Source organism: Paenibacillus sp. BIHB 4019 (assembly GCF_002741035.1).
Lineage (GTDB): Bacteria > Bacillota > Bacilli > Paenibacillales > Paenibacillaceae > Pristimantibacillus.
Genome location: NZ_CP016808.1, coordinates 6557242 through 6578015 on the forward strand (window position 1 = coordinate 6557242; position 20774 = coordinate 6578015).

At 50.9% G+C, this 20774-nt stretch carries 18 protein-coding genes; 3 read left to right on the forward strand and 15 right to left on the reverse strand.

What is annotated here, in order from left to right:
• Nucleotides 1-253 precede the first annotated feature (253 nt).
• The 14 genes from mraY to BBD42_RS28570 all read right to left on the reverse strand — a co-directional run bounded on the left by mraY (nucleotide 254) and on the right by BBD42_RS28570 (nucleotide 17232).
• Entirely contained in the window at nucleotides 254-1216 is a 963-nt protein-coding gene (gene mraY / locus BBD42_RS28505) for a phospho-N-acetylmuramoyl-pentapeptide-transferase (RefSeq protein ID WP_056041635.1), read from the reverse strand.
• Between the two features lie 4 nt (nucleotides 1217-1220).
• Nucleotides 1221-2660: a UDP-N-acetylmuramoyl-tripeptide--D-alanyl-D-alanine ligase gene (locus BBD42_RS28510; protein ID WP_237163262.1), complete on the reverse strand. Its 1440-nt coding sequence runs from the start codon at nucleotides 2658-2660 to the stop codon at nucleotides 1221-1223.
• Nucleotides 2657-4147 carry a UDP-N-acetylmuramoyl-L-alanyl-D-glutamate--2,6-diaminopimelate ligase gene (locus BBD42_RS28515; protein WP_099520907.1) on the reverse strand — a complete coding sequence of 497 codons (1491 nt, stop codon included), beginning with the start codon at nucleotides 4145-4147 and terminating at the stop codon, nucleotides 2657-2659. Before BBD42_RS28515 ends, BBD42_RS28510 begins: the two co-directional genes overlap by 4 nt.
• Nucleotides 4148-4246: 99 nt before the next feature.
• A complete protein-coding gene (locus tag BBD42_RS28520; RefSeq protein WP_099520908.1) occupies nucleotides 4247-6190 on the reverse strand; it encodes a stage V sporulation protein D in 1944 nt (647 codons plus the stop codon).
• 221 nt (nucleotides 6191-6411) lie between these two features.
• On the reverse strand, nucleotides 6412-8556 hold the full coding sequence (locus tag BBD42_RS28525; protein WP_237163263.1) for a penicillin-binding transpeptidase domain-containing protein: 2145 nt from the start codon (nucleotides 8554-8556) through the stop codon (nucleotides 6412-6414).
• Between the two features lie 129 nt (nucleotides 8557-8685).
• Nucleotides 8686-9087, reverse strand: coding sequence for a cell division protein FtsL (gene ftsL2, locus BBD42_RS28530; protein ID WP_056041647.1), 402 nt, complete (start codon nucleotides 9085-9087; stop codon nucleotides 8686-8688).
• A gap of 19 nt (nucleotides 9088-9106) precedes the next feature.
• The gene (gene rsmH, locus BBD42_RS28535) at nucleotides 9107-10057 is read right to left on the reverse strand and encodes a 16S rRNA (cytosine(1402)-N(4))-methyltransferase RsmH (RefSeq protein ID WP_056041648.1); all 951 of its coding nucleotides are present in this window, start codon (nucleotides 10055-10057) and stop codon (nucleotides 9107-9109) included.
• A gap of 76 nt (nucleotides 10058-10133) precedes the next feature.
• Nucleotides 10134-10571: a division/cell wall cluster transcriptional repressor MraZ gene (gene mraZ, locus BBD42_RS28540; RefSeq protein WP_046230405.1), complete on the reverse strand. Its 438-nt coding sequence runs from the start codon at nucleotides 10569-10571 to the stop codon at nucleotides 10134-10136.
• Nucleotides 10572-10760: 189 nt separating this feature from the next.
• Nucleotides 10761-11807 carry a DUF4349 domain-containing protein gene (locus tag BBD42_RS28545; protein WP_099520910.1) on the reverse strand — a complete coding sequence of 349 codons (1047 nt, stop codon included), beginning with the start codon at nucleotides 11805-11807 and terminating at the stop codon, nucleotides 10761-10763.
• A 153-nt stretch (nucleotides 11808-11960) separates the two neighbouring features.
• Nucleotides 11961-13220: an adenosylhomocysteinase gene (locus tag BBD42_RS28550; RefSeq protein WP_046230404.1), complete on the reverse strand. Its 1260-nt coding sequence runs from the start codon at nucleotides 13218-13220 to the stop codon at nucleotides 11961-11963.
• A 27-nt stretch (nucleotides 13221-13247) separates the two neighbouring features.
• Entirely contained in the window at nucleotides 13248-14888 is a 1641-nt protein-coding gene (gene bshC, locus BBD42_RS28555; RefSeq protein WP_099520911.1) for a bacillithiol biosynthesis cysteine-adding enzyme BshC, read from the reverse strand.
• A gap of 174 nt (nucleotides 14889-15062) precedes the next feature.
• Nucleotides 15063-15458: a DUF3397 domain-containing protein gene (locus BBD42_RS28560; RefSeq protein ID WP_099520912.1), complete on the reverse strand. Its 396-nt coding sequence runs from the start codon at nucleotides 15456-15458 to the stop codon at nucleotides 15063-15065.
• A gap of 13 nt (nucleotides 15459-15471) precedes the next feature.
• Entirely contained in the window at nucleotides 15472-16479 is a 1008-nt protein-coding gene (locus BBD42_RS28565; RefSeq protein WP_099520913.1) for a ketopantoate reductase family protein, read from the reverse strand.
• Between the two features lie 99 nt (nucleotides 16480-16578).
• Nucleotides 16579-17232, reverse strand: a complete 654-nt coding sequence (locus BBD42_RS28570; protein ID WP_099520914.1) for an RsfA family transcriptional regulator — start codon at nucleotides 17230-17232, stop codon at nucleotides 16579-16581.
• Nucleotides 17233-17695: 463 nt separating this feature from the next.
• On the opposite strand from BBD42_RS28570, the gene BBD42_RS28575 reads away from it, so the two are divergent.
• Both BBD42_RS28575 and BBD42_RS28580 read left to right on the forward strand, forming a co-directional pair.
• On the forward strand, nucleotides 17696-17932 hold the full coding sequence (locus BBD42_RS28575; protein ID WP_056041661.1) for a DUF2626 domain-containing protein: 237 nt from the start codon (nucleotides 17696-17698) through the stop codon (nucleotides 17930-17932).
• A 188-nt stretch (nucleotides 17933-18120) separates the two neighbouring features.
• Nucleotides 18121-19218: a hypothetical protein gene (locus BBD42_RS28580; RefSeq protein WP_099520915.1), complete on the forward strand. Its 1098-nt coding sequence runs from the start codon at nucleotides 18121-18123 to the stop codon at nucleotides 19216-19218.
• Here BBD42_RS28580 and BBD42_RS28585 read toward each other — a convergent pair.
• The gene (locus BBD42_RS28585; protein WP_099520916.1) at nucleotides 19213-20487 is read right to left on the reverse strand and encodes an extracellular solute-binding protein; all 1275 of its coding nucleotides are present in this window, start codon (nucleotides 20485-20487) and stop codon (nucleotides 19213-19215) included. The genes BBD42_RS28580 and BBD42_RS28585 overlap by 6 nt on opposite strands.
• Here BBD42_RS28585 and BBD42_RS28590 point away from each other — a divergent pair.
• Nucleotides 20462-20773: a hypothetical protein gene (locus tag BBD42_RS28590; protein ID WP_099520917.1), complete on the forward strand. Its 312-nt coding sequence runs from the start codon at nucleotides 20462-20464 to the stop codon at nucleotides 20771-20773. The two genes, BBD42_RS28585 and BBD42_RS28590, sit on opposite strands and share 26 nt — an antisense overlap.
• Nucleotide 20774 lies beyond the last annotated feature (1 nt).

The following is a 20774-nucleotide window of genomic DNA, read 5'->3' on the forward strand; positions in this document are numbered from 1 at the left end:
ACGTTGCTTGAGGCTCCAGCTGCGATCCTAATAATTTTGAAAAATATAGGAAAGGATATGATTTTGCCATCCTCTCTCTATATTTCTACGCGAAACGGCAGCTTTGCCGCCAAAGGACGGCGAAAGCCGTTTCACCTTGAATTCTAAGCATTTATAAGTTTAATCCTTATATCCTCCGCTTAGAATTCTAGGGCAAGGCTCTTCGCACGCCCTAGAAGGACGACGAAGTCGGTTTTGCTTGTGTGCAGCAATTTTAAAATACGCGAATCAGCAGCAGCGACAGCAGCGCAAACACGAGGCCAACCGCCCAAAACGTGGATACGACGCGCCACTCGGACCAGCCGGACAATTCAAAATGATGATGAATCGGACTCATTTTGAATATCCGTTTGCCGCGCAGCTTGAAGGAACCAACCTGCAAAATGACCGACAGCATTTCGAGTACGAAAATACCGCCAATCAAAATGAGCAGCAGCTCCATTTTCGTCAAAATCGCTACGGCCGCAATGCCCCCGCCGATGCCAAGCGAGCCGGTATCCCCCATAAATACTTTGGCAGGATAGGCGTTGTAGATCAGGAAGCCGAGCACGGCTCCAATCATCGCGGCCGAGAAAATAGCAGAGCCATAAGCCGACACTTGCAGCGCTACAATGGTAAAGGCGCCAAAGGCAATCGCGCTTGTACCAGCGAGCAGCCCATCCAGCCCATCGGTGAAATTAACCGAATTGCTGGCAGCGAACAAAATAATGACGACAAACGGGTAATAAAACCATCCCATATCGAAGCTCCAGGACGTGCCAGGAACGATGATTTCTGTGCTATGGTGCATCTGGTACAGCAAAGCGCAGACGATAACTGAGAACAGCAGCTGTCCGAACAGCTTCTGGCGCGCGGTCAGGCCGAGCGAGCGCTTGAAGACGATTTTGATGTAATCGTCGAGAAACCCTACGAGGCCGAAGCCTAGCGAGGCGGTAAGCAGCACCCAGAAATCCGCCGTCTTATCGGCAAAATTTAAAAAGGCTATGAGCAGCGCCAGCATAATAATGATGCCGCCCATCGTTGGCGTGCCGCTTTTTTTCAAATGGCTTTGTGGTCCGTCCGTCCGAATTTGCTGGCCAAACTTCATCCGTTTCAGCAAGGGAATACAAATCGGCCCAAGCAGAGCCGCGAGCAAAAAAGAAACGCCTAATGTGAATAAAATAATCATCATGTCCATGCTCTCACCCCACCTCTAAAGCTTGGACAATCTGTTCCATACGCATACCGCGCGAGCCTTTGACCAGCACAATATCCGCAGGCTGCAGCTGCTGTTTGAGCCACTCCGCCAGCTTTTCCTTCTCTTCAAAATGAATAATGTCCGCAGCATCAGCCGCAGCGCCGAAGCTGCTCTTCACGCCAAGCGACGTGTGACGCGACAGCTGTCCGCAAGTTAGCACGGCACCCGCTTTCGCCGGCGTAATGAAAGCGCCTGTGTCATAGTGAAGCTGCTCCTCATCGGGTCCTAGCTCAAGCATGTCGCCAAGCACGATCCATTTTTTGCGGAAGCCGCTTACGCTCTCCAGCAAATCGATGGCCACCCTTACCGCAGTCGGATTCGCGTTGTACGCATCATTCAATATCATGGCGCCATTAAAGGCTTTCACCGGCTGAATCCGCATGCCTGTCAGCTGCAGGCTGGACAATCCCTGGCGAATCCGCTCCCCAGTGATGCCAAAATGATAGCCAATTGCAATAGCTGCCAGCGCATTGCTGACATTATGCTTGCCCGGCACGGGAATGGAATAGACTTCCGCTTCGGGTTCCGCTGCATTAGCTTGTGCGCCAGCGCTTCCGCCTTTCAGTTCGAAGGCTGCTGATACCGCGTCTATATCCATATTCGCAGCCGTCCACCGATTTCCGTCCATCAGGCCAAAAGCTTCCAATCTTGCACCAGCAGGAAGAGCGGTATGGCCAAGACCGGAGGCGAGCAGCGGCTCATCGCCGTTATACAGCAGCAGCCCGCCGGGCTGCAAGCCGGACACGATTTCCAGCTTCGCTTTCGCGATGCCTTCGCGCGAGCCCAATTGCAGCATATGCGCATCGCCTATATTCGTAATGATGGCAACATCCGGCTTAGCAATATGCGTCAGCAGCTCAATTTCGCCAAAGCCGCTCATGCCCATCTCCAGTACCGCTACCTCCGTCTGCTCATCCAGCTCCAGCACCATCAGCGGCAGCCCGATATGATTGTTCAGGTTGCCTGCCGTTTTGTGCACGCGAAGCGAGGTGCCGAGTACTGCGGCAACCATATCCTTCGTTGTCGTTTTACCATTGCTGCCCGTAATGCCCACAACGCGCAGCCCTGCAAGCTCGGTGCGATAAGCACTCGCAAGCGCTTGAAGCGCTGCAAGCGTATCATCGACCTGAAGCAGAGGAGCGTCAGCAAGCTCCGGCGGAACAGCATGGCCGCGCTGCCACAATGCAGCCGCAGCTCCATCCTTAAGCGCCTGGGCCACATAGTCATGCCCGTCGAATTTATCTCCCACCAGCGGCACGAACAGCTGCCCCGCTGTAATTTTACGAGAATCGGTTCCTGCGCCTGTGATGGCAACAGCGGAAGCAGCCGGATTCCACTCCGCCTTGCACATGCCGCCTATTTGTTCCAGCGTACGTCTAATCAATGTAATAATCCCCTTATCGCTTCTTTCGCAACTAGTCGGTCATCAAACGGATGCGTAACGCCTCCGATAATTTGATAGGTTTCATGACCTTTCCCCGCAATCAATACTACATCGCCAGGGCTTGCCATTTCAACCGCTTTTTCAATAGCGGCATGACGATCAACGAGCAGCTCATAGCGGCTCTTGTCCACACCGTCCTTCAAAAGCCCCGCCTCTACGTCCAGCAAAATGAGCTCAGGGTTCTCCGTACGAGGATTATCCGAGGTAATAATTGTATAATCGCTGTATTTGGCAGCAATGGCTCCCATAATCGGACGCTTCGTCCGGTCGCGGTCGCCGCCGCAGCCAAATACGCAAATGATGCGAGGCGGTGCGAGCTCCTTGACCGCGCTCAGCACGTTGTCAAGCCCATCCGGCGTATGGGCATAGTCAACGATAACGGCAAAGTTTTGCCCAACGCTTACCGATTCCACGCGCCCCGGCACACCGGCCATTTTTTCCAGGCTCGCCTTGATTTGCTCAAGCGCTATTCCTTCAATCAAAGCCGCACTCATGGCCGCAAGCGCATTATACACATTAAACTTGCCGACCATCTTGAGCGTAATATCCGCGCTGCCCGCGAAGGTGTCGACATGGAAAGACGTCCCTTGCGCCGTAATTTGAATATGAGAGGCGCGGACATCCGCGTCATGATCAATTCCATACAAAATCGTATCCGCAGCTGTCATTTTTGCAAACATCTCCGAAGCTGGATCATCCGCATTGAGCACCGCATAGGAGCGCTCCGCCTCTTCACTTGCATACACATTGCCAAGCCGTGAGAAGAACAGCCCCTTCGCTTCAGCATAACGCTCCATCGTGCCATGATAATCCAGGTGATCCTGCGTCAGGTTCGTGAAAATCGCCGTACGGAAGCGGCAGCCCTTCACCCGGCCCTGCTCCAGCGCATGGGAGGAAACTTCCAGCGCGCAATATTGCGTGCCAGCATCACGCATTTCTGCCAAATAACGCTGAAGCTGCAGCGCTTCTGGCGTCGTGCCTGACATCGGCTCGGTTTTTCCCGCATAACGCCGCTCCACTGTACCGATAACGCCTGCCGGCTTATGCTGATCATTCAAAATTTGCTCAATTAAATACGTCGTCGTCGTCTTTCCATTCGTGCCGGTAACCCCAATCAAATACAAGGAGCTGCTCGGCTGCTTGTAAAAATAGTCCGCAAGCACCGCCATCGCATGGCGGCTGCTGCCTACCACGAGCTGCGGAGCCGCAATATGCGGCAGCTCGCGCTCGACTACAAAGGCAGACGCCCCGCGCTCCGCCGCTTGCGGAGCAAAATCATGCCCATCCACCGTATGGCCAGGCAAACAAATAAACAAGCTGCCCGCCTGTGCTGCGCGGGAATCCGTCTCAATAGCTGTAATCTCTATATCACCGCTGCCAATTAGCTTGGAAGTGATTAATCGGCTTGCCAATTCGCTTAATTTCATACGCTTATCTTCTCCTCCCATTACTCGGCAAACATGAAGCCTTGCTGCCAAACCGAGCATGATGTCCTTCATTATTATTTATTATGTCTACCAGTATAGTCAATGCGTATGAGATATATCATCCTCGTCGCCTAAATAGATGCGTATCGTAGAGCCGCGATCCACCCGCGTGCCAGCAACAGGCGCTTGGCGAATAACCGTCTGCCCCGTCCCTGCCGAGCTGAGGTTGAAGTTCATGTTCAAATCCTCATAAATATCGGACACCGACTTGCCGATCAGATTAGGGACAGCGACAATTGGCGTCTCGCCGTATTTATATACTTTGCCAATCTGCTTCTCCCTTTGCGGCACCTGCAGCACCGTCAAGGCGTCCTCCATCATATTGCGCACGATCGGCGCCGCAACGAGGCCCCCGAACTGGATCCCTTGCGGGTTGTCGACCGCTACGTAAATGACGATTTCCGGATCATCCGCTGGGGCAAAGCCGATAAAGGAAACGATATGCTCGTTTGGCGAATATTTGCCACCTACGACCTTTTGCGCCGTACCGGTCTTGCCGCCTACGCGGTAGCCATCTATAAACGCATTTCTCCCGGTTCCTTTTGCTACGACACTTTCCAGCGCCTCCCGTACCGCCTTCGACGTCTCCTCAGAAATAACCGTTCGCACCGCCTCCGGCTCTACGGTTTCCACCGTCTCCCCGGTGTCCGGATTTATCCAGCCCTTCACCACATGCGGCTTGTACAGCGTACCGCCATTAATAGCAGCTGAGACAGCGGTAATTTGCTGAATGGGCGTAACCGAAACCCCTTGGCCGAAAGCGGTCGTCGCCAGCTCCACCGGCCCGACACGGCTCAGCTTAAACATAATGCCGTTTTCCTCGCCGCCGATATCAATGCCTGTTTTTGTGCCAAAGCCAAAATTTTTAATATATTCGAACAGCTTATCTTTGCCCAGCCGCTGCCCAAGCGTCACAAAGCCCGGGTTGCAGGAGTTCTCAACAACTTCCAGAAAAGTTTGGCTACCATGGCCGCCCTTCTTCCAGCAGCGAAGCCTTGCGCCTCCAACTTCAATTGCACCCGGATCATAGAAACGCTCATTGTTCAGGTTGACCTTCTTTTCTTCGATAGCTGCGGCGAGCGTAATAATTTTAAACGTTGAACCCGGCTCATAGGTCATCCAAATCGGCAAATTCCGATTATACACCTCGGACGCGACTTCCTTGTACTTATCCGGCTCATAGGTCGGGCGGCTCGCCATCCCTAATATTTCGCCATTTTTTGGATTCATCGCAATCGCCATAATTTGGTCGGGCTGGTGCTGTGCCATCGCTTGGTCCAGCTCTCGCTCCATAATCGCTTGAATCTGCTTGTCGATCGTCAGCTGCATCGTCAGCCCTTCCTTCGGCTCCACATACGTATCCGAGGAATTCGGCATCTGCCTGCCGCGCGCATCCGACAGAAAAGAGACATTCCCTTGAATGCCGCTAAGCTCGTCATTATACTTGGCTTCCACACCCGTCAGACCTTGGTTGTCTATGCCTGTAAAGCCGAGCACATGCGCTGCCAAGCTGCCAAAGGGATAAAAGCGTTTATTGTCCTCGGCAGCTACAATGCCAGGAAGCGAGAGCTCCCGCACCTGCTGCGCCTTCTCCGGCGTCATTTTGCGGCCGCCGGGACGAAGCTGGACGAGCATTGATTTTTTCGTATTGATTTTGCCATACAGCTCATCTGCCGTCATATCCAGCAGCGGCGCGAGCGCATCAGCCGTCGCCCGCTTGTCTTTAATTTGCGCAGGAATCGCCCAAATGGTAGGCGAGGTTACATTGTAAGCCAGCTTGACGCCATTGCGGTCCCAAATTTCTCCCCGCTTCGCCATATAGGGAATATCCCTGCGCCATGAATTTTCCGCCTTGGCCGTCAGCTCGCTGCCCTTCCAAAGCTGAACATACCCTAGCCGCACACCTAAAGCGGCAAATGCAATTACCCCAAAAATAAGCACCATAAACAATCGACGGCGCACCGTCACATTTGATACTTTCATCGCTTGCTCCTCCTCCGCCCTTTGCTTAAGGCAGAGCGTACACTGACGCTCATTCCCAGCCTATTCATGCGGCGGAGGAGATAGAACAAGCCCCTGGCGTGTCCTCTATACTATCCTTGCTAGTCCGTGCCAGTCCATACAAGACCTTGCTAGTTCTGCTATTGCTCCTGAATTTCTCCTGTATCCTCTACATCATCCTACATGGAGCTGCCTGAGGCGGCCTATTCTTCTGTGCCGGCCTCTGCTTCTGTGCCAGTCTCTGCTTCTGTGCCAGCCTCTGCTTCCGCTCCAGCCTCGTTCTGTGCATTTGCCAATGCTTCCTCTGCTGTGACAGCCCCCTCGGCTCCTGTTGGAGGTGAAAGCTGTACGCGCAAAATCCGCTTGTCCCCCTGCTTCTCTTCCTTCTGGGAAATGATAAAGCCTTCCCCTTCTGCCAGCAGCTGCACATCCATCAGTGAAGCAACCTCCAGCGCATCACGCAGCGACAGCCCTGTCATGTCGGGAATGGTCAGCTTGTCCTGCTGTTCCGTAACGAGATAAACACGCTGGGTCCCCACAATATTTTCCCCTGCTGCCGGAACCTGCTTGACTACTGTCGTCCCGGTGCCCACGACCTCAAACATCACATTGCGCGCTTTAAGCTCCTCTTGCGCTTGAGACAAGTTCATTTCGGTGACATCCGGCAGTTGAACGGTTGGCGTCTTTTTATCGGTCGACGATTCCACTGTCGCGTTATCCGGCATGACGCCCATATGGCGCAATGTTTTGTAGACGATTTCCTTGAAGGCTGGTGCTGCAACCTTGCCTCCGCCCGCGAGCGGATCATTAGGCTCATCGACGACAATATAGACGACGACCTTCGGATTTTCAACCGGCGCGTAGCCGATAAACGAAACGACATATTTATTTTTGGAATATTTCCCATTAATAATTTTTTGCGCCGTACCGGTCTTGCCTGCTACACGGTAGCCCTCAATGTAGGCGTTTTTCCCAGTTCCGTTTACTTGGTCGGATACGACCTGCTCCAAATATTCGCCGACCTTTTTCGACGTATCCTCGGAAATGACCTTGCGCACAACCTTCGGCTCAAACTTCTCGGTCGTATTCGTGTTCGGGTTGTAAATTTGCTTAATAATTTGCGGCTGCATTAAATTGCCGCCGTTTGCCACTGCAGCGACTGCAGCGATTTGTTGAATCGGCGTTACAGATACGGGACCTTGTCCAAACGATGCCCGCGCTATATCACTGGGAATACTCAAATTAATATTGATAACACCCTTTGATTCATTGCCCAGTTGAATGCCTGTCGGCTGCCCAAATCCAAAGCGATTAATGTAATCAACCAGCTTCTCGCCGCCGAGCATTTGCCAGCCTAATTTAACGAAAGCGACGTTACTGGAATGCTTCAGGCCATCCAAATAAGAGATTTTCCCCCAGCCTATCCGGTTGGAATCACGAACGGGACTACCTGGCACATTAATGCTGCCGGATTGAAAGGTCGCATTCGGTTCGAACAGCCCTTCTTCAACCGCAGCCGCCAGCGTTACAATTTTGAACGTTGAACCCGGCTCGTACAAGGACTTGATGGCGTGGTTGTATGCATTTTCAAAGTTCGTATCCCAATACGTATTCGGATTAAAGGTCGGATAATTCGCCATGGCGAGAATTTCCATCGTATTGGGGTCAGCCGCAATCGCCGTTATGCTTTTGGGCTGATATTTATTCGCCACTTCCTTGATAGCGTCCTCTACATAATGCTGAATTTCGTTATCGAGAGTCAGCGTAATATCCTGCCCGTCTACGACTGGCTCGTAAACAACGTCGCCTTCTGCGAGCTGAACACGCTTGCCATCCTTCTCATACTTGATTTCACCATTCGTGCCCTCGAGCTTGTCATTGAAAAAGGATTCAATGCCCGCGAGCGCTTTACCATCCTTGTCCACGTAGCCTATCAGTTGGGATGCCATTGCATTGCGAGGATAATAGCGTTTTTGATCATCATATAAATAAATGCCAACGTCACTTACCTTCTTTTCTTTCTTTAGCTCATCCCGCAGTTCCTTGATTTTATCGGCTACCGATTTGTCGATATTCCAGCCGCCGTCGCGAATTTCGCGCTGCGCGTAATATTCGCCTTTATCGTTTTGGGCGGTTATGATTTTGCGCAGCTCATCCTGCGGCTTGTTCAAAATCGCATTTAGCCCTTCTACGACCTTATCGGCAATGCCCAAACTATCAATCTGCTTCGGATTAACTGCTACATTATAGGCAAGTGCATCCATTGCCAGCACATTGCCATTGCGATCCGTAATGGTCCCCCTGTTCGCGACTAAAGTTTCTGTATCCGCCCAGCGTTGTTTTGCCATGTTATACCAAGTGTCTCTATCAACTACCTGCACCCAGAAAATTCTACCAATTAGAATAAGAAAAAGGAGGGTAATTACCCCTCCAAAAAACAATGTGCGCATCCTGATTCGTTTTACCATACGTCCTCCCTACTCACCCATTGCAGTAGCCGATTCCTCTTTGCCTGTATTTACAGTTATGCCTGGCTGATAATTGTTGACCATCCCCTGGCTTTCCGCCATTTTCCGAATAAACTCCGGATCGCTCAGCATTTCAACCTGCTTCTTCAGCTCTTTCAGCTCCACGTTCACCGCTTCATATTCACTGGTCACGTGTTTTATTTCTACGCTCATTTTATAAATTTCGGCATACCTGAAAATAATAACGCCTGCAACAAGCACGCATGCGATTACTGTAAACAAATACAATAGCTTTTCCTGCATCGTTATCGTTTTTCTTTTTACAACCACCCGTTTGTTTTGCTTAATTGCTGGCTTCTGCTCCGGTTTTTTCTTAGGCTGCAGAGCCAAATTCCCATTCGTATAGGCCACTCCAGAACCTCCTCAGGTCTCACAATTTTTCTGCGATTCGCAGCTTGGCCGAACGAGCGCGTGGATTAGTCTCCAGCTCCTGCTCACTCGGAACAATGGGCTTGCGGTTCACTAACCGAAGCTTTCCTGTGCCGCCGCACACACATTTAGGGAAATCCGGCGGACAAGTGCATTTTTCTAAAAGGCTCGCAAATAGTTGCTTGCAGATTCGATCCTCCAGGGAATGAAACGTAATGACGGCCGCCCGGCCGCCCGGATTCAGGCAGCGAATCGCCTGCTCCAAAGCTTCTTCCTCCGCGCGCAGCTCATCATTAACGGCAATCCGCAGCGCCTGGAACGTACGCTTTGCAGGATGTCCGCCAGTGCGTCTTGCCGCAGCAGGAATGGACAGCTTAATTAGCTCGACAAGCTCTCCTGTCGTTTCAATCGTCTTGCTTTCCCTTGTTTTGATAATCGTCCTGGCGATGGATCTGGCAAACTTCTCCTCGCCATAATGGGACAGAATCCGCGAGATTTCACGTTCGTCCCATGTGTTGACAATTTCATGAGCGGTCATTGCCCCGCCTTGATCCATCCGCATATCAAGCGGCGCGTCATGATTATAGCTAAAGCCGCGCTCTGCCTCATCGAGCTGAGGGCTTGATACGCCAAGGTCAAACAGGATGCCATCTACCTGAGGTACGCCGTCCACAACTGGCACATCGCAAGTGAGCAGCATTTGTTCCAAATAACGAAAATTGCTTTTTACAAGCGTTACTTTATCCAAATACGGTGCAAGCCTGATCTTTGCGTGGTTCAGCGCAATATCATCCTGATCAAAAGCGATTAACCGTCCTCCCTCGCCCAAACTCGACGCAATGCGTTCACTGTGTCCCGCCCCGCCGAGCGTGCAATCGACGTAAATGCCGTCCGGCTTAATGGCCAGGCCGTCAACCGCTTCCTCCATAAGTACTGTTACATGCTGAAACACGCAATTGCCCTCCCGTTCTTGTTGTCTAGTCTTGGTCGATTTGTTCCAATATCAGCAAGTTTTCGAAATCGCCCGTTTAAAAGTTGAAGTCAAAGTCGACCAGCTTCTCGGCAATTTCATTAAAGGTTTGCTCGGACTCTGCATAGTAGCCGTCCCAAACTGCCTTGCTCCATATTTCTACCCTGCTTGAAACCCCCAGAACCATACAATCCTTGTCAATTTTCGCATATTCTCTAAGATGTCCCGGCAAGTTTACCCTTCCCTGTTTATCCAGCTCGCATTCGGTTGCCCCGGAGAAAAAGAACCGGGTGAACGCCCTTGCATCTGCCTTCATGAGCGGAAGCGATTTGAGCTTCTGCTCAAGCACTGTCCATTCGCTCATAGGATAAACAAACAAGCAGTTGTCGAGACCGCGGGTGGCAATAAAGGAAGCGCCTAGTGAATCACGGAATTTGGCTGGTACGATAAGCCGACCTTTGTCATCAACGCTGTGTTGATATTCGCCCATGAACATAAGATCGCCTCCACCCTCTCTCCCTTATTCCCCACTTCGCTCCACTTTCCCCCACATAACATAGTGTAATTCGCCATACAACAATAAAATCCTGCTCATAGGAGCAGGATTTTGTTAAAATGTTTGGCCTTATGAATAAATTTTCATCTTACCTTTCGTTTATAGCACGGAAAGCGAGCTAAATGTGCGCTATTGCTGCTCTGGCTCTGGCTTTGCAGGCGATGTTTTGGCGCGGGAGCGACGTACAAACCACCATATGACCAGCCCGATGATTGCAGGAATAACGAGTGCGGGAAGCGCTCCTGCGAGGAAAACGAGCAGCCCTTGAAGGACGTTCCATGTTCCTTCGTAGCTTGCTTTGAAGGATGACAGCATTTTTCCGCCTAGCGATTTCTCTTCCTTATCCGTCTTCACTGACCCATCAATCGGCTGATACAGCCTCAGCTCAATCGTTGAGAAAGCTACATTTTTGTCCAAATAGCGGGTGCGCCCTTTGATCTGTTCAATTTCCTCCTGAACCTTGGCAAGCTGCTGCGAAAATTTGACCAAATCATCCGCTTTTTCCGCCTTATCCATGAAAGCAAGCAGCCTTTGCTCCACCACCTGCTTCGCCTTCAGCCTCGCTTCCAGATCGACGTATTCCTCCGTCACATCGGTTCCTTTCAGCTCGCGCTCCAGATGCTTGTTCTCGATCCCCTCCAGCCGCTCCACAAATGGCATAAATCCTTGAGCCGGCACCTTGATCGTATAGTTCGCCCCCTTCTCATTGCCATACTGCCCATCCTGAAAAGCAAGAATGTACCCGCCAGCTTGATGGATGGCATTACGCAGCTGCTGGGCCGCCGCCTCATAGTCGGCAACCTCCATCGTCATTGTCGCCGTATAGATCAGCTTTTGGTTAAAAGCTTCTCCTCCTATCGTCATGCTGTCGATGGGACTGTCTGCGGGTGCGGTCGTCAACGCTTTATTGTCTAAAGCACCGCTCGCTTCTGTAGCAGCAGCTGCACCATCACTCTTGCTTGAACTGCTGCTCTGCTCCTCAAGCTTCTCGCTAGAGGTCTGGGCTCTGCCCATTTCCCCCTCGGATGCATAATCGCTGTTTGCAGACGAGCAGGCCGAAAGCAGCAGCATAAAAGCCAGCATGAGCAATGCCGGCAGTAAAATAAATTTTTTACTTAAGCCGCTTTCATTTGTGCTCTCTTTCATTCTCCATTTTGTTTTCTCTATTTCTGTCATAAAATGGCCCCCTTTGCCCTAGTTACCGTCCTAGACGTAAACTTTGACAAAAGGTTGCTCTATTGGAAACAAAAACAGCCGCTGCCACCGCATTTAAGCGGCAGAAGCGGCTGTTTCTCAGTTTATCTGTTGCTATACAACATCGGGGTAGGATTAAACGTTCCAGCTATCCTGATAAGCAATTTGCTCTGCTGTCAGCGTATCGATGCTGATGCCCAGCGATTCCAGCTTGATGCGCGCTACGCTTTCGTCCAGCTCATACGGCAAATTAACCACTTTTTTGCCCAGCGCTTTATATTGCTCATTCACATAGCGAAGCGACAGCGCTTGAAGCGCAAACGTCGTATCCATAATTTCTGCCGGGTGGCCATCGCCAGCTGCCAAGTTGACAAGGCGTCCTTTGGCAATGACATAGATGCTTCTGCCATCTTCCAACTGGTATTCCTCAATATTGTTGCGAACGGTGCGCACATTGGTAGAAAGCGCCTTAAGCTCAGGAATGTTGAATTCCACATCAAAGTGTCCAGCGTTCGCCAAAATCGCGCCGCCTTTCATCACCTTGTAATGCTCGCCGCGAATGTTGTCGCGGTTGCCTGTTACCGTAATGAATACATCGCCCAGCTTGACCGCTTCCATCATCGGCAGCACGGTGAAGCCGTCCATATGCGCTTCCACGGCACGAATCGCGTCCACTTCAGTGACAACTACTTTGGCGCCAAGGCCTTTGGCGCGCATCGCTACGCCTTTGCCGCACCAGCCGTAGCCTACGACTACGACGGTTTTGCCGGCAATAACGAGGTTCGTCGTTTTGTTGAGCGAGTCAAATACCGATTGGCCTGTACCATAACGGTTGTCGAACAAATATTTGCAGTAGGCATCATTAACCGCAACCATCGGAAGCTGCAGCGTGCCATCCTTCTCCATCGCTTTCAGACGAATGATGCCCGTCGTCGTTTCTTCCGCGCCGCCACGAAGATTTTCACGCAAATCCGGGCGGTCTTTGTGCAATAGCGTAATCAGCTCGCCGCCGTCGTCAATAATAAGGTCCGGCTTCGATTCGATCGCTTTAATAATGAGCTCATTGTACTCTTCCGGGCTAGGATTATGCTTTGCAAACACGGTAATGCCGTCTTCTACGAGCGCCGCACAAATGTCATCCTGCGTGGACAGCGGATTGCTGCCCGCAATTGTAACTTCCGCTCCGCCAGCCTTTACCACTTTAGCCAAATAAGCCGTTTTCGCTTCCAAATGCAGCGCAATCGATACTTTCAAGCCTTTGAAAGGCTGTTCCTTCTCAAATTGCTCGCGAATGCTGGAAAGCACAGGCATATGGGCGCTAACCCAATCAATTTTCAAATGTCCTTCCGGGGCAAGCTTAATGTCGCGAATAATGCTTTTGTCAATTGTGCTCATAAATAAATTCATCCTCCAAATTTAAGTTTATAAATAAATGATTTGATGACCGCCCAGCGGGGAAAAAGGAGCTTCCAGCAGCTTGTCGAGCCACGAGGTTCCGTAACGGTTCCAATAAGCGATCATATTCAGCACCCGCTCCTGCGGTTTGCCGCTTGGCCACAAGGACAGCGCAATGCGGTCCAGCTGGCGAATAGCCGCCTCGTATTGCTTCTCATGGGCATCCTTTGTGCGCGTCTCAAGAAACGTTATTTGCTCGATGATTTTCTGACGATTCGTATCGCCAAGCTTGGCAAGGCCCGGTTGTACCGAAGCAGCTAAGTCAAGCAGCGGCGCATACAAATCCTCAAACGCCTGCTTCGCTGCGGCAAACTTCTCGTCAATGGACAGCTGGTCCTGCTCCGCCAGCCACTGCTGCTTGCGCTCCTCGAAGCGCACCGCCACATCCTCCAGCGTCAGTTCATATTTGCTCATATGCTTGGCCACTGTACCTTCAACAAGCGTAAAGGATATACGCGGCAATACAAGCGGCATTTCCATATCCAGCTTGCGGAAAGCTTCTCCGGTAATTGCCCAATAAGCAATTTCCGCACCGCCCAGCACCGTTCCAAGCACCGGGAACAAATAATCCTGCATCAGCGGGCGTGTCAGCACATTGTTGCTGAGCTGCTCCGGCTGCTGCCGCGCCATGTCCAGCAATTGTTCCTTCGTTAGCGAATAATCGCCCTTGCGGCTTTGGAAGCTTCCTTCCTGCTTATAAAGCAGCGTCCGCTCCTGCCCTTTATTTGTTTGGAAAACAAACAGATTGGCACTGCCAGGCGTTACATCAACCTGCAGCGGATAGCCAAGCTCCTTCACCTGGTTGGCCGCAGCTGTATACGCCTGCTCCAGCTCATCGTTGTGCGTAATCAGCTTCTCGAACATTGGCGCCTCCAGCTTGCGCAGCTGCGGATCATCGGCATCCATAATAACTAGGCCTTGCTTGCTCAGCAAGCAGCTGATTACACCGGCAAACATTTCCGATAACGATTGCGCCTGCTCCGTAATTTGCCCCAGCTGCTGAAGAATTTCCGGCTTAAAATCGGAATGAGGCAGCGCCTGTTCCAGCTCGGCCAGCAGCTCAGCCCACGTATTAGCATCAATAGCCGTCCGGCTAACTGATGTTCTTGCCCCTTCCGGACGGGCAGCCGCAAGCTTGCGCAGCCCTTGGTCAGCGGTTAGCACATAGGCATGGTTCGCTTCGTCCCAGTCATGATCCTCTCCAGCAATCCAGAATACGGCAGCGACCTTTCTCCCAAGCAGCTGCTCGGCATGGCGGGCTGCGCCGATAATCGATACGGCTTTATGTATAACGAGAAGAGGTCCAGACCATAGTCCAGCCTGCTGGCCGCCAACGATAACCGGCGCACCTTCCGCAATCGCATCAATGGCAGCCAGCGCCTCGGGCGCAGCGTTCCATTTGCTATTGTAATCACGCAGCACAGCAGCGACTGACGCCGCTTCCGCCCTTGCGCCCGCCGATTCTGCAAGCCGCTTGGCACGCAGCTCCCAATCGCCCTTGCGACCCGGATGATAGCCAAACAAGGACTCAACCCTTGAGTCCGTCAGGTTCACATAGGCATCCGTGAGCGGCTGGGTGCTTGGCAATGAATAAGTTTCGGTAGACATAAGCCACCCCTACCTCCTAATTGAAACCATATATTTAAGCTTAAATGCTTATGATTCTGCCTGTAACAGACAAATTGATTGTACACAAGATGTAGGGCGCGCGTCAAAAAGAAAAACAGGCCCTTTGCAAAAAGGCCTGCTTTGAAGCAGTTTGCAGTCTGTTGCAATCCGCCATTAGATCGAAAATATAGATTGCCCGATGGCAATAAACATAAGCAGCAGATAAAGCATGCTCATCGTGAAAAATCCAAGCCGCCATACGGCGCGGAATATTCTTTTCACATTGACGCTGCCGCGTTTGCGGAACTGGGCGTTGCCCAGCAAGCCGCCGCCAATCAGCATAAACAATAAAATGCCATATAATCCAAAAGAATTATTGAACAAGGAATCAAGCAGTACAGCCACGCAGCCGATCAGCAGCGCAGTCGTCACATCCATTGCCAGACGAAAAGCTTTTTTGCGGTCTTGTATAATTGCGCCGTAGCCAAAATAAATCAGGAGAAAAGGTATTACCGGAATAACCGCCATATAGGCATAAAAATGCTTGATGCTCTCCCATATTATCCCCATCTGTATCGCCTCCCTATCGCCGATCATCCTGCAAATGACGAACCATTTCGCTCATGGCATCGTTCAGCGGCGATTCCATGCCCACACGTCTCGCAAGGCTGGAAACGCCGCCATTAATCCATTGCACTTCAGTTGGACGGCCCGCCCGCACATCGCTAAGCATCGATGAAACATTGGCTGAAGTAGCCGCGCAGACAGCAAGCACTCTCTCCCAAGCGCCCTCTTCAAGCTCCGCACCGCCTGCCGCTCGTAATATCTTATTTGTTTCCTCATATAAAGCTCGCATGAGCCGCAGCCTTGCCGAATGCTGAGGCAGCTCGCCGTTCGTCACATCAAATATAGCTGTAAGCGGATTAATGATCGCATTAATGAGGAGCTTCTCATAAACTCGATTGTTCATTGTCTTCGACAGCAACACCGTAAATCCTGCCAATTGCAACGTATTTTGCAACATTAATTGTTGATTTTCATCCTTTTTGCCCGCTGCTTGTCTATTTAATGGCGCTGGGCCAAGCGAAAGCTGCCCCCTGCCGGTATGCCGGACCGTTCGTTCATCTTGGCGCAGCGCCCCTTCGGTCGTAACCCCAATAAATAAAGGCAGCTCCGGAAGCTCCTCCGCTGCCAGCTCCAGATGTCCGATGCCATTTTGTAAAAAAAGAACGGCAGCAGCAGCCCCAGCGAGCTTCCTTATGTCGCGAAGCAGCTCTCTCGTCAAATCCGCCTGCTTGACGGTGACGATGATCCAATCTGGCGCCTGCTGCTGCCCCGCGCAGTCAGCCTTTGCTTCAGTTGCTGCCGCATTTAAGCTTCTGCTATGTACCCTTGCTACCTTTGCAGGCTGCGGTGACGTTTCCCCGGCTCCGCCCGCTTCGTCAAGCTCCAGCAAGCGAATGCCTTCTTCCGCCAGTAGAACGGACTGCTGCTCTGTGCGCGTCCATACCGTAACCTTGGCTTGCGCAGAGGCCAGCTTCGCTGCATGAAGCAGTCCCAGCGCTCCTCCGCCTACTATGGCGATATGCATTCCCTCTACCTCCTGCTTTCATACGCTTTCTTCCATTATACGCCTATCCTATAAAGACGCCAACAGCCCGCCGAATCATCCGGCGGGCTGTTATCGATTCTATTCAATTCTCTCCAGGTTGCCATTGGCATCCATCTTGAAGCGCGGCTTCGCTTCCTCATCATTCGTCAGCACGGCAAGCCGTCTGGCGCGGTCCATAATTTGAATCAACGTTTTGTAATCATCATTAACGGTGTGGTAATCGCTTTGAGCGTTGTTTACCTCACGAGACAATCTTTCATTTTCGCCCCGCAAGCGGCCAAGCTCCTCTTCCTTCTCTCTCAGCTCTTTCTCGAACGACTTGAGCTGACGTCCTACATCATGGTACGTTGTCTTGATTTGACGCAGGAAGCGAATGACCGAATCAATGGAAAGCAATTCTTCCGTTGATTGCGCTTCCGCCTTGAAACCTCTCTCGTCTGTCGCCTCATAAGCAGACAGCGAAGATACTTGCGGGGTTGCCGCTATCGCTTGTTTTTTCAAATAATTGCGTTTCTGCCGCTGTTGCTTGGCAATTTGGATTGCCTCTTCATAACGCTTGCGGACACAGCTGTTCCAGCGGAATCCACATGCTGCGGACGTGCGGCCAATCCGCTCCCCCACCTCTTCGAAAGCTCCAAGCTGGGTACTGCCTTCTCTAATATGGCGCAGGGTCACTTCGGCGAGAATTAAATCATCGTCTGGACTCCACGCATCTTGTCTGACTGCTGTCATGCAACCAAAACCTCCTAACGTAAAGACGCTTACCTTATATCTATGCCCTTGGTAGAGTTCATAGAATCTATTGGATACTAAATTGTATAACCATTTTTTTAAGCGCTCATACATATTCGGCCTGTTTCTGGTACAAACTTATGCAGAAAGCACGCTTTCTTCGCAAAAATGTTGTCCTTAGCCAAGCAAAAACGACTTCGTCATCCTTCTGGTACGAGCGAAGAGCTTTGTCCTAGAATTCTAAGCGGATATAAGGATGAAACTTATAAATGCTTAGCATTCAAGGTGAAACGGCTGAAAGCTGTCCTCTGGCGGCGCGTTTCACTCCGAGAAATTTAAGCGTATTCATAGGAGTAAACTTATAAATGCTTATATTTTGAAATAGCAGGTTTACACCTATTTGTACAAACGTTATAATAATCTGTAGAAAATCGTGTCTAAAGCGAAAGGGGGATATACAGATATGGCACGTATGTATCGGGTTTTGGGTTTCTGGACCCTTGTCATTGGCCTTATGGCGTTTGCTGGACATATGACAGAATTTGCATTATTGTTTTTCGCCCAAGCAGTAGCTTTCGTATTTTTAGGCTATTTGAACTTTACAGAAAAAACGTACATCGTTATGTTCTGGGGCTACATGATTATCGCATTTGGAGGCTTTACATATTGGACCGTGTTCCAAATGGGCAATCCTTTTTAATGTCCGCTTGCATATCGGAAAAAACGGCGTGATCCTCTGGGGTCCGCCGTTTTTTAATGCGCAAAATAGCCTGTTTACGTGTAAAATACCGCGATAATTGCCCTATAGTCCTGTTCATGCTTTTCCAAATGTAAGATATAATAGAATAATTCGCCGCATATAATGACCAAGAAGAGAGGAGGCCGAGAGTGGCATTTCAAAGCTTTCCTACACGGTTCGCGCTGCTTGCGCTGATAGCCAGCATGCTGTCCCTGTGGTGCGTGATGCCTGCATTTGCCGAGCCCGCGACCTCTAATAGCGAGGAAACTCGGCTGCTGCTGGAAAAAAGCCTGTCCGTCGTCGAAATTGATAATGAAATCAAGCGCGTTCAAGTGCAGCAGGCCGACTTGACCAAAGAGACAGCAAGCGCCAAGCAAACGCTGGAAGAACAGGAGCAACAAATCGCTTACAAGCGCGAGCAAGCCGGTAAAGTACTGCGTGCTTATTATATGGGGGATCGGGATATATGGCTGACTGCGCTGTTATCGTCACGATCATTGTCGGATTTTTTAATGGTTATGGAATATGCCGATTTGATCTTCGCACATGACCGCGATGTGATGAAGCTGTACAAGGAGGAATATGCCAAGCTCGCGAAAGGGATCGAGCAGCTTGGCAAGAAGCAGCAAGAGCTCGCCTCCATCGAGCAGCGGCTGAAAGAACAGCGTGCCCGAGTACTTGCGCTGCAGGAGCAAATAGAAGGTGGACTTGCCGGGCGTTCGGATGCCGACAAGCTGCGGCTTATGATGGAGGAATTGACCAAGTACTGGGAGTCGATTGGCCTTTATGAAGTCAAGCAGCACTTTAGCGCCTTAGCGAAAGCGATGCAGAAGCTGCCGGAATGGCTGCAAAACAATAAGAAATATTTGGAAACGAGTGGCCTAACGTATACGATTCGCATTCCCGAAGATGCCCTGAATGCCTTTCTGCGGGAACAAGATGAGCGCTTCAAGCAATTTTCCTTCTCCTTTAAAGATGGCTCCTTGACCGCCTATGGCAAGCGGGATGCGCTGGAATTAAGCGTGACCGGCCACTATACGGTTGAACAAGAGCCGCGCAATGGCATTATTTTTCATGTAGACGAGCTTCTATTCAATGGTCTATCGTTGCCTGACACGACTAAGCAGGAGCTGGAGAAGCAGTTTGACCTTGGCTTCTATCCCTCCCTCATTATCTCCTTCCTGCAAGCAACTGAAGTGGAAATTAAAGACGGCGAGTTAATCGTCACGTTACAAGTCAAGCTATAGGGATGTCCCTATAGCTTGTACGAATGCTTTCATTGGGATTTCGCCTTCTATATATTGCTGCCATAGCTGCTGCGCATGCATCCAGCGCTCATGCCAATCGGGATCAGTCGGCTGAGCGGAAGGCTCGCCGTTCAGCACCTTAAGCCACCACTGCGGCGGACTTCCGGCACCCGCTGTACCGCTCTCCTGAATATTATCGGACCCTGTATACAAGGAATTTTTGGCCGGCAGCTTCCCCGTTGTCGCATAGCTTTGCTGCTGCCCGGAAATTTCCACCATTTCTTTAATCCACGTAAAAGCTTCTTCCTTCACTTTGCTCGATCCGGCCACGACATAGCTCCTGCTTCCAAGCCATACGTCATGAATCGCGCCTTTATCCAGCAGCAGCTTGCTTTGCTCCTTCGCAGATAGCTTGCTGTAAACGGACCAAGGAAGGCTGGCAGCGGCAATATGCTGCTCCACCATTTGTGTGCCTGTAGACAAGCTATAGTCTGCCAGAGCTGATGAGGTAATTCGTCCAGCTATCGACTCCAGACGTTTTAGCTGTTCCTGCACAGCCTTGCTGTCAAAATGCAAATATGCCGCTCCAGCTTCTTCTCCCTCTGCTGTCCATTCATCCAGCCACACAAGCAAGGAGGCGACATTATGAGGCTCTACATAAAGCGCCTGCCACTCTTGGCCTCCACTTTCCAGCTTATGAAGCAGATTGCCAAAAGCATCCCAATCCGCTGGGGGCTTCGACAAGCCCGCTTCAGCGAGCAAAGCCTTGTTCCACACCGTCACATAAGGGTCTGCATCAACAGGGATGCCCCACAAATAGCTGTTCCACCTCAGCGGGTCAAGCAGCCTTGCAGGACGCTCAGCCATTGTATCAGAGGTGCTGGGCACATCGACGGGATTGAGCAAGCCGCGCACCGCAAACTCGCGCACCCATTCGCTGTCCATGAGCATAACATCCGGCGCTGCTCCAAGCTCCAGTGCTTTTTTCCACTGGGCATAGCCGTCGCCTTCATCCACCATATTTGTCAGCTTGACCTTTGTATTCGCATGCTTCATTTGATAGCTATTTGTCGCTTCCTTAAGCTTTGAAAATTCATCCTCATCCATGGAAACGGTTACATTTAGTATCTGCGATTGATCTGCCTGCTCTTCTCCGCCCGCTGGCTCGGCATTCGTATCTCTATTTAAATTTTCAGCCCGGTTAAGGGTCCTGTCGCTAAAGTTTAATAGAAGAAAAATAATAATGAATAAAGCCAAAACCGCTGTCATTGTAGCATATTTCCTGATCGACACAGCAACCCTTCCCTTCCACTTTCATCTGGGCACATTTTATATCATAGCAATTAATGCAAGTATTGTCCAAATTAGTAGAGAGCGGCGTATTGGTGAAAAAGGAACGGCGCTGCCTGAAAGGTTTGGCTTTCGATCGCTATTGCCATTTTCACCAAATGGGAATGCGCAGAGAAAAGGACTGCGCTCATTTCGTCGCAGTCCACTATTGCAGAACCATGAAAATCTAAAATCCCAGGCATATATCTTGAGGATTGAAACCTAAA

Coding starts and splice junctions, on each gene's coding strand:
- mraY (WP_056041635.1), bottom strand. CDS start 1,216: ATGGACATGATGATTATTTTATTCACATTAGGCGTTTCTTTTTTGCTC.
- BBD42_RS28515 (WP_099520907.1), bottom strand. CDS start 4,147: ATGAAATTAAGCGAATTGGCAAGCCGATTAATCACTTCCAAGCTAATT.
- BBD42_RS28520 (WP_099520908.1), bottom strand. CDS start 6,190: ATGAAAGTATCAAATGTGACGGTGCGCCGTCGATTGTTTATGGTGCTT.
- BBD42_RS28525 (WP_237163263.1), bottom strand. CDS start 8,556: ATGGCAAAACAACGCTGGGCGGATACAGAAACTTTAGTCGCGAACAGG.
- mraZ (WP_046230405.1), bottom strand. CDS start 10,571: ATGTTCATGGGCGAATATCAACACAGCGTTGATGACAAAGGTCGGCTT.
- BBD42_RS28545 (WP_099520910.1), bottom strand. CDS start 11,807: ATGACAGAAATAGAGAAAACAAAATGGAGAATGAAAGAGAGCACAAAT.
- BBD42_RS28550 (WP_046230404.1), bottom strand. CDS start 13,220: ATGAGCACAATTGACAAAAGCATTATTCGCGACATTAAGCTTGCCCCG.
- bshC (WP_099520911.1), bottom strand. CDS start 14,888: ATGTCTACCGAAACTTATTCATTGCCAAGCACCCAGCCGCTCACGGAT.
- BBD42_RS28560 (WP_099520912.1), bottom strand. CDS start 15,458: ATGGGGATAATATGGGAGAGCATCAAGCATTTTTATGCCTATATGGCG.
- BBD42_RS28565 (WP_099520913.1), bottom strand. CDS start 16,479: ATGCATATCGCCATAGTAGGCGGAGGAGCGCTGGGACTGCTTCATGCA.
- BBD42_RS28570 (WP_099520914.1), bottom strand. CDS start 17,232: ATGACAGCAGTCAGACAAGATGCGTGGAGTCCAGACGATGATTTAATT.
- BBD42_RS28575 (WP_056041661.1), top strand. CDS start 17,696: ATGGCACGTATGTATCGGGTTTTGGGTTTCTGGACCCTTGTCATTGGC.
- BBD42_RS28590 (WP_099520917.1), top strand. CDS start 20,462: ATGAATAAAGCCAAAACCGCTGTCATTGTAGCATATTTCCTGATCGAC.
- BBD42_RS28585 (WP_099520916.1), bottom strand. CDS start 20,487: ATGACAGCGGTTTTGGCTTTATTCATTATTATTTTTCTTCTATTAAAC.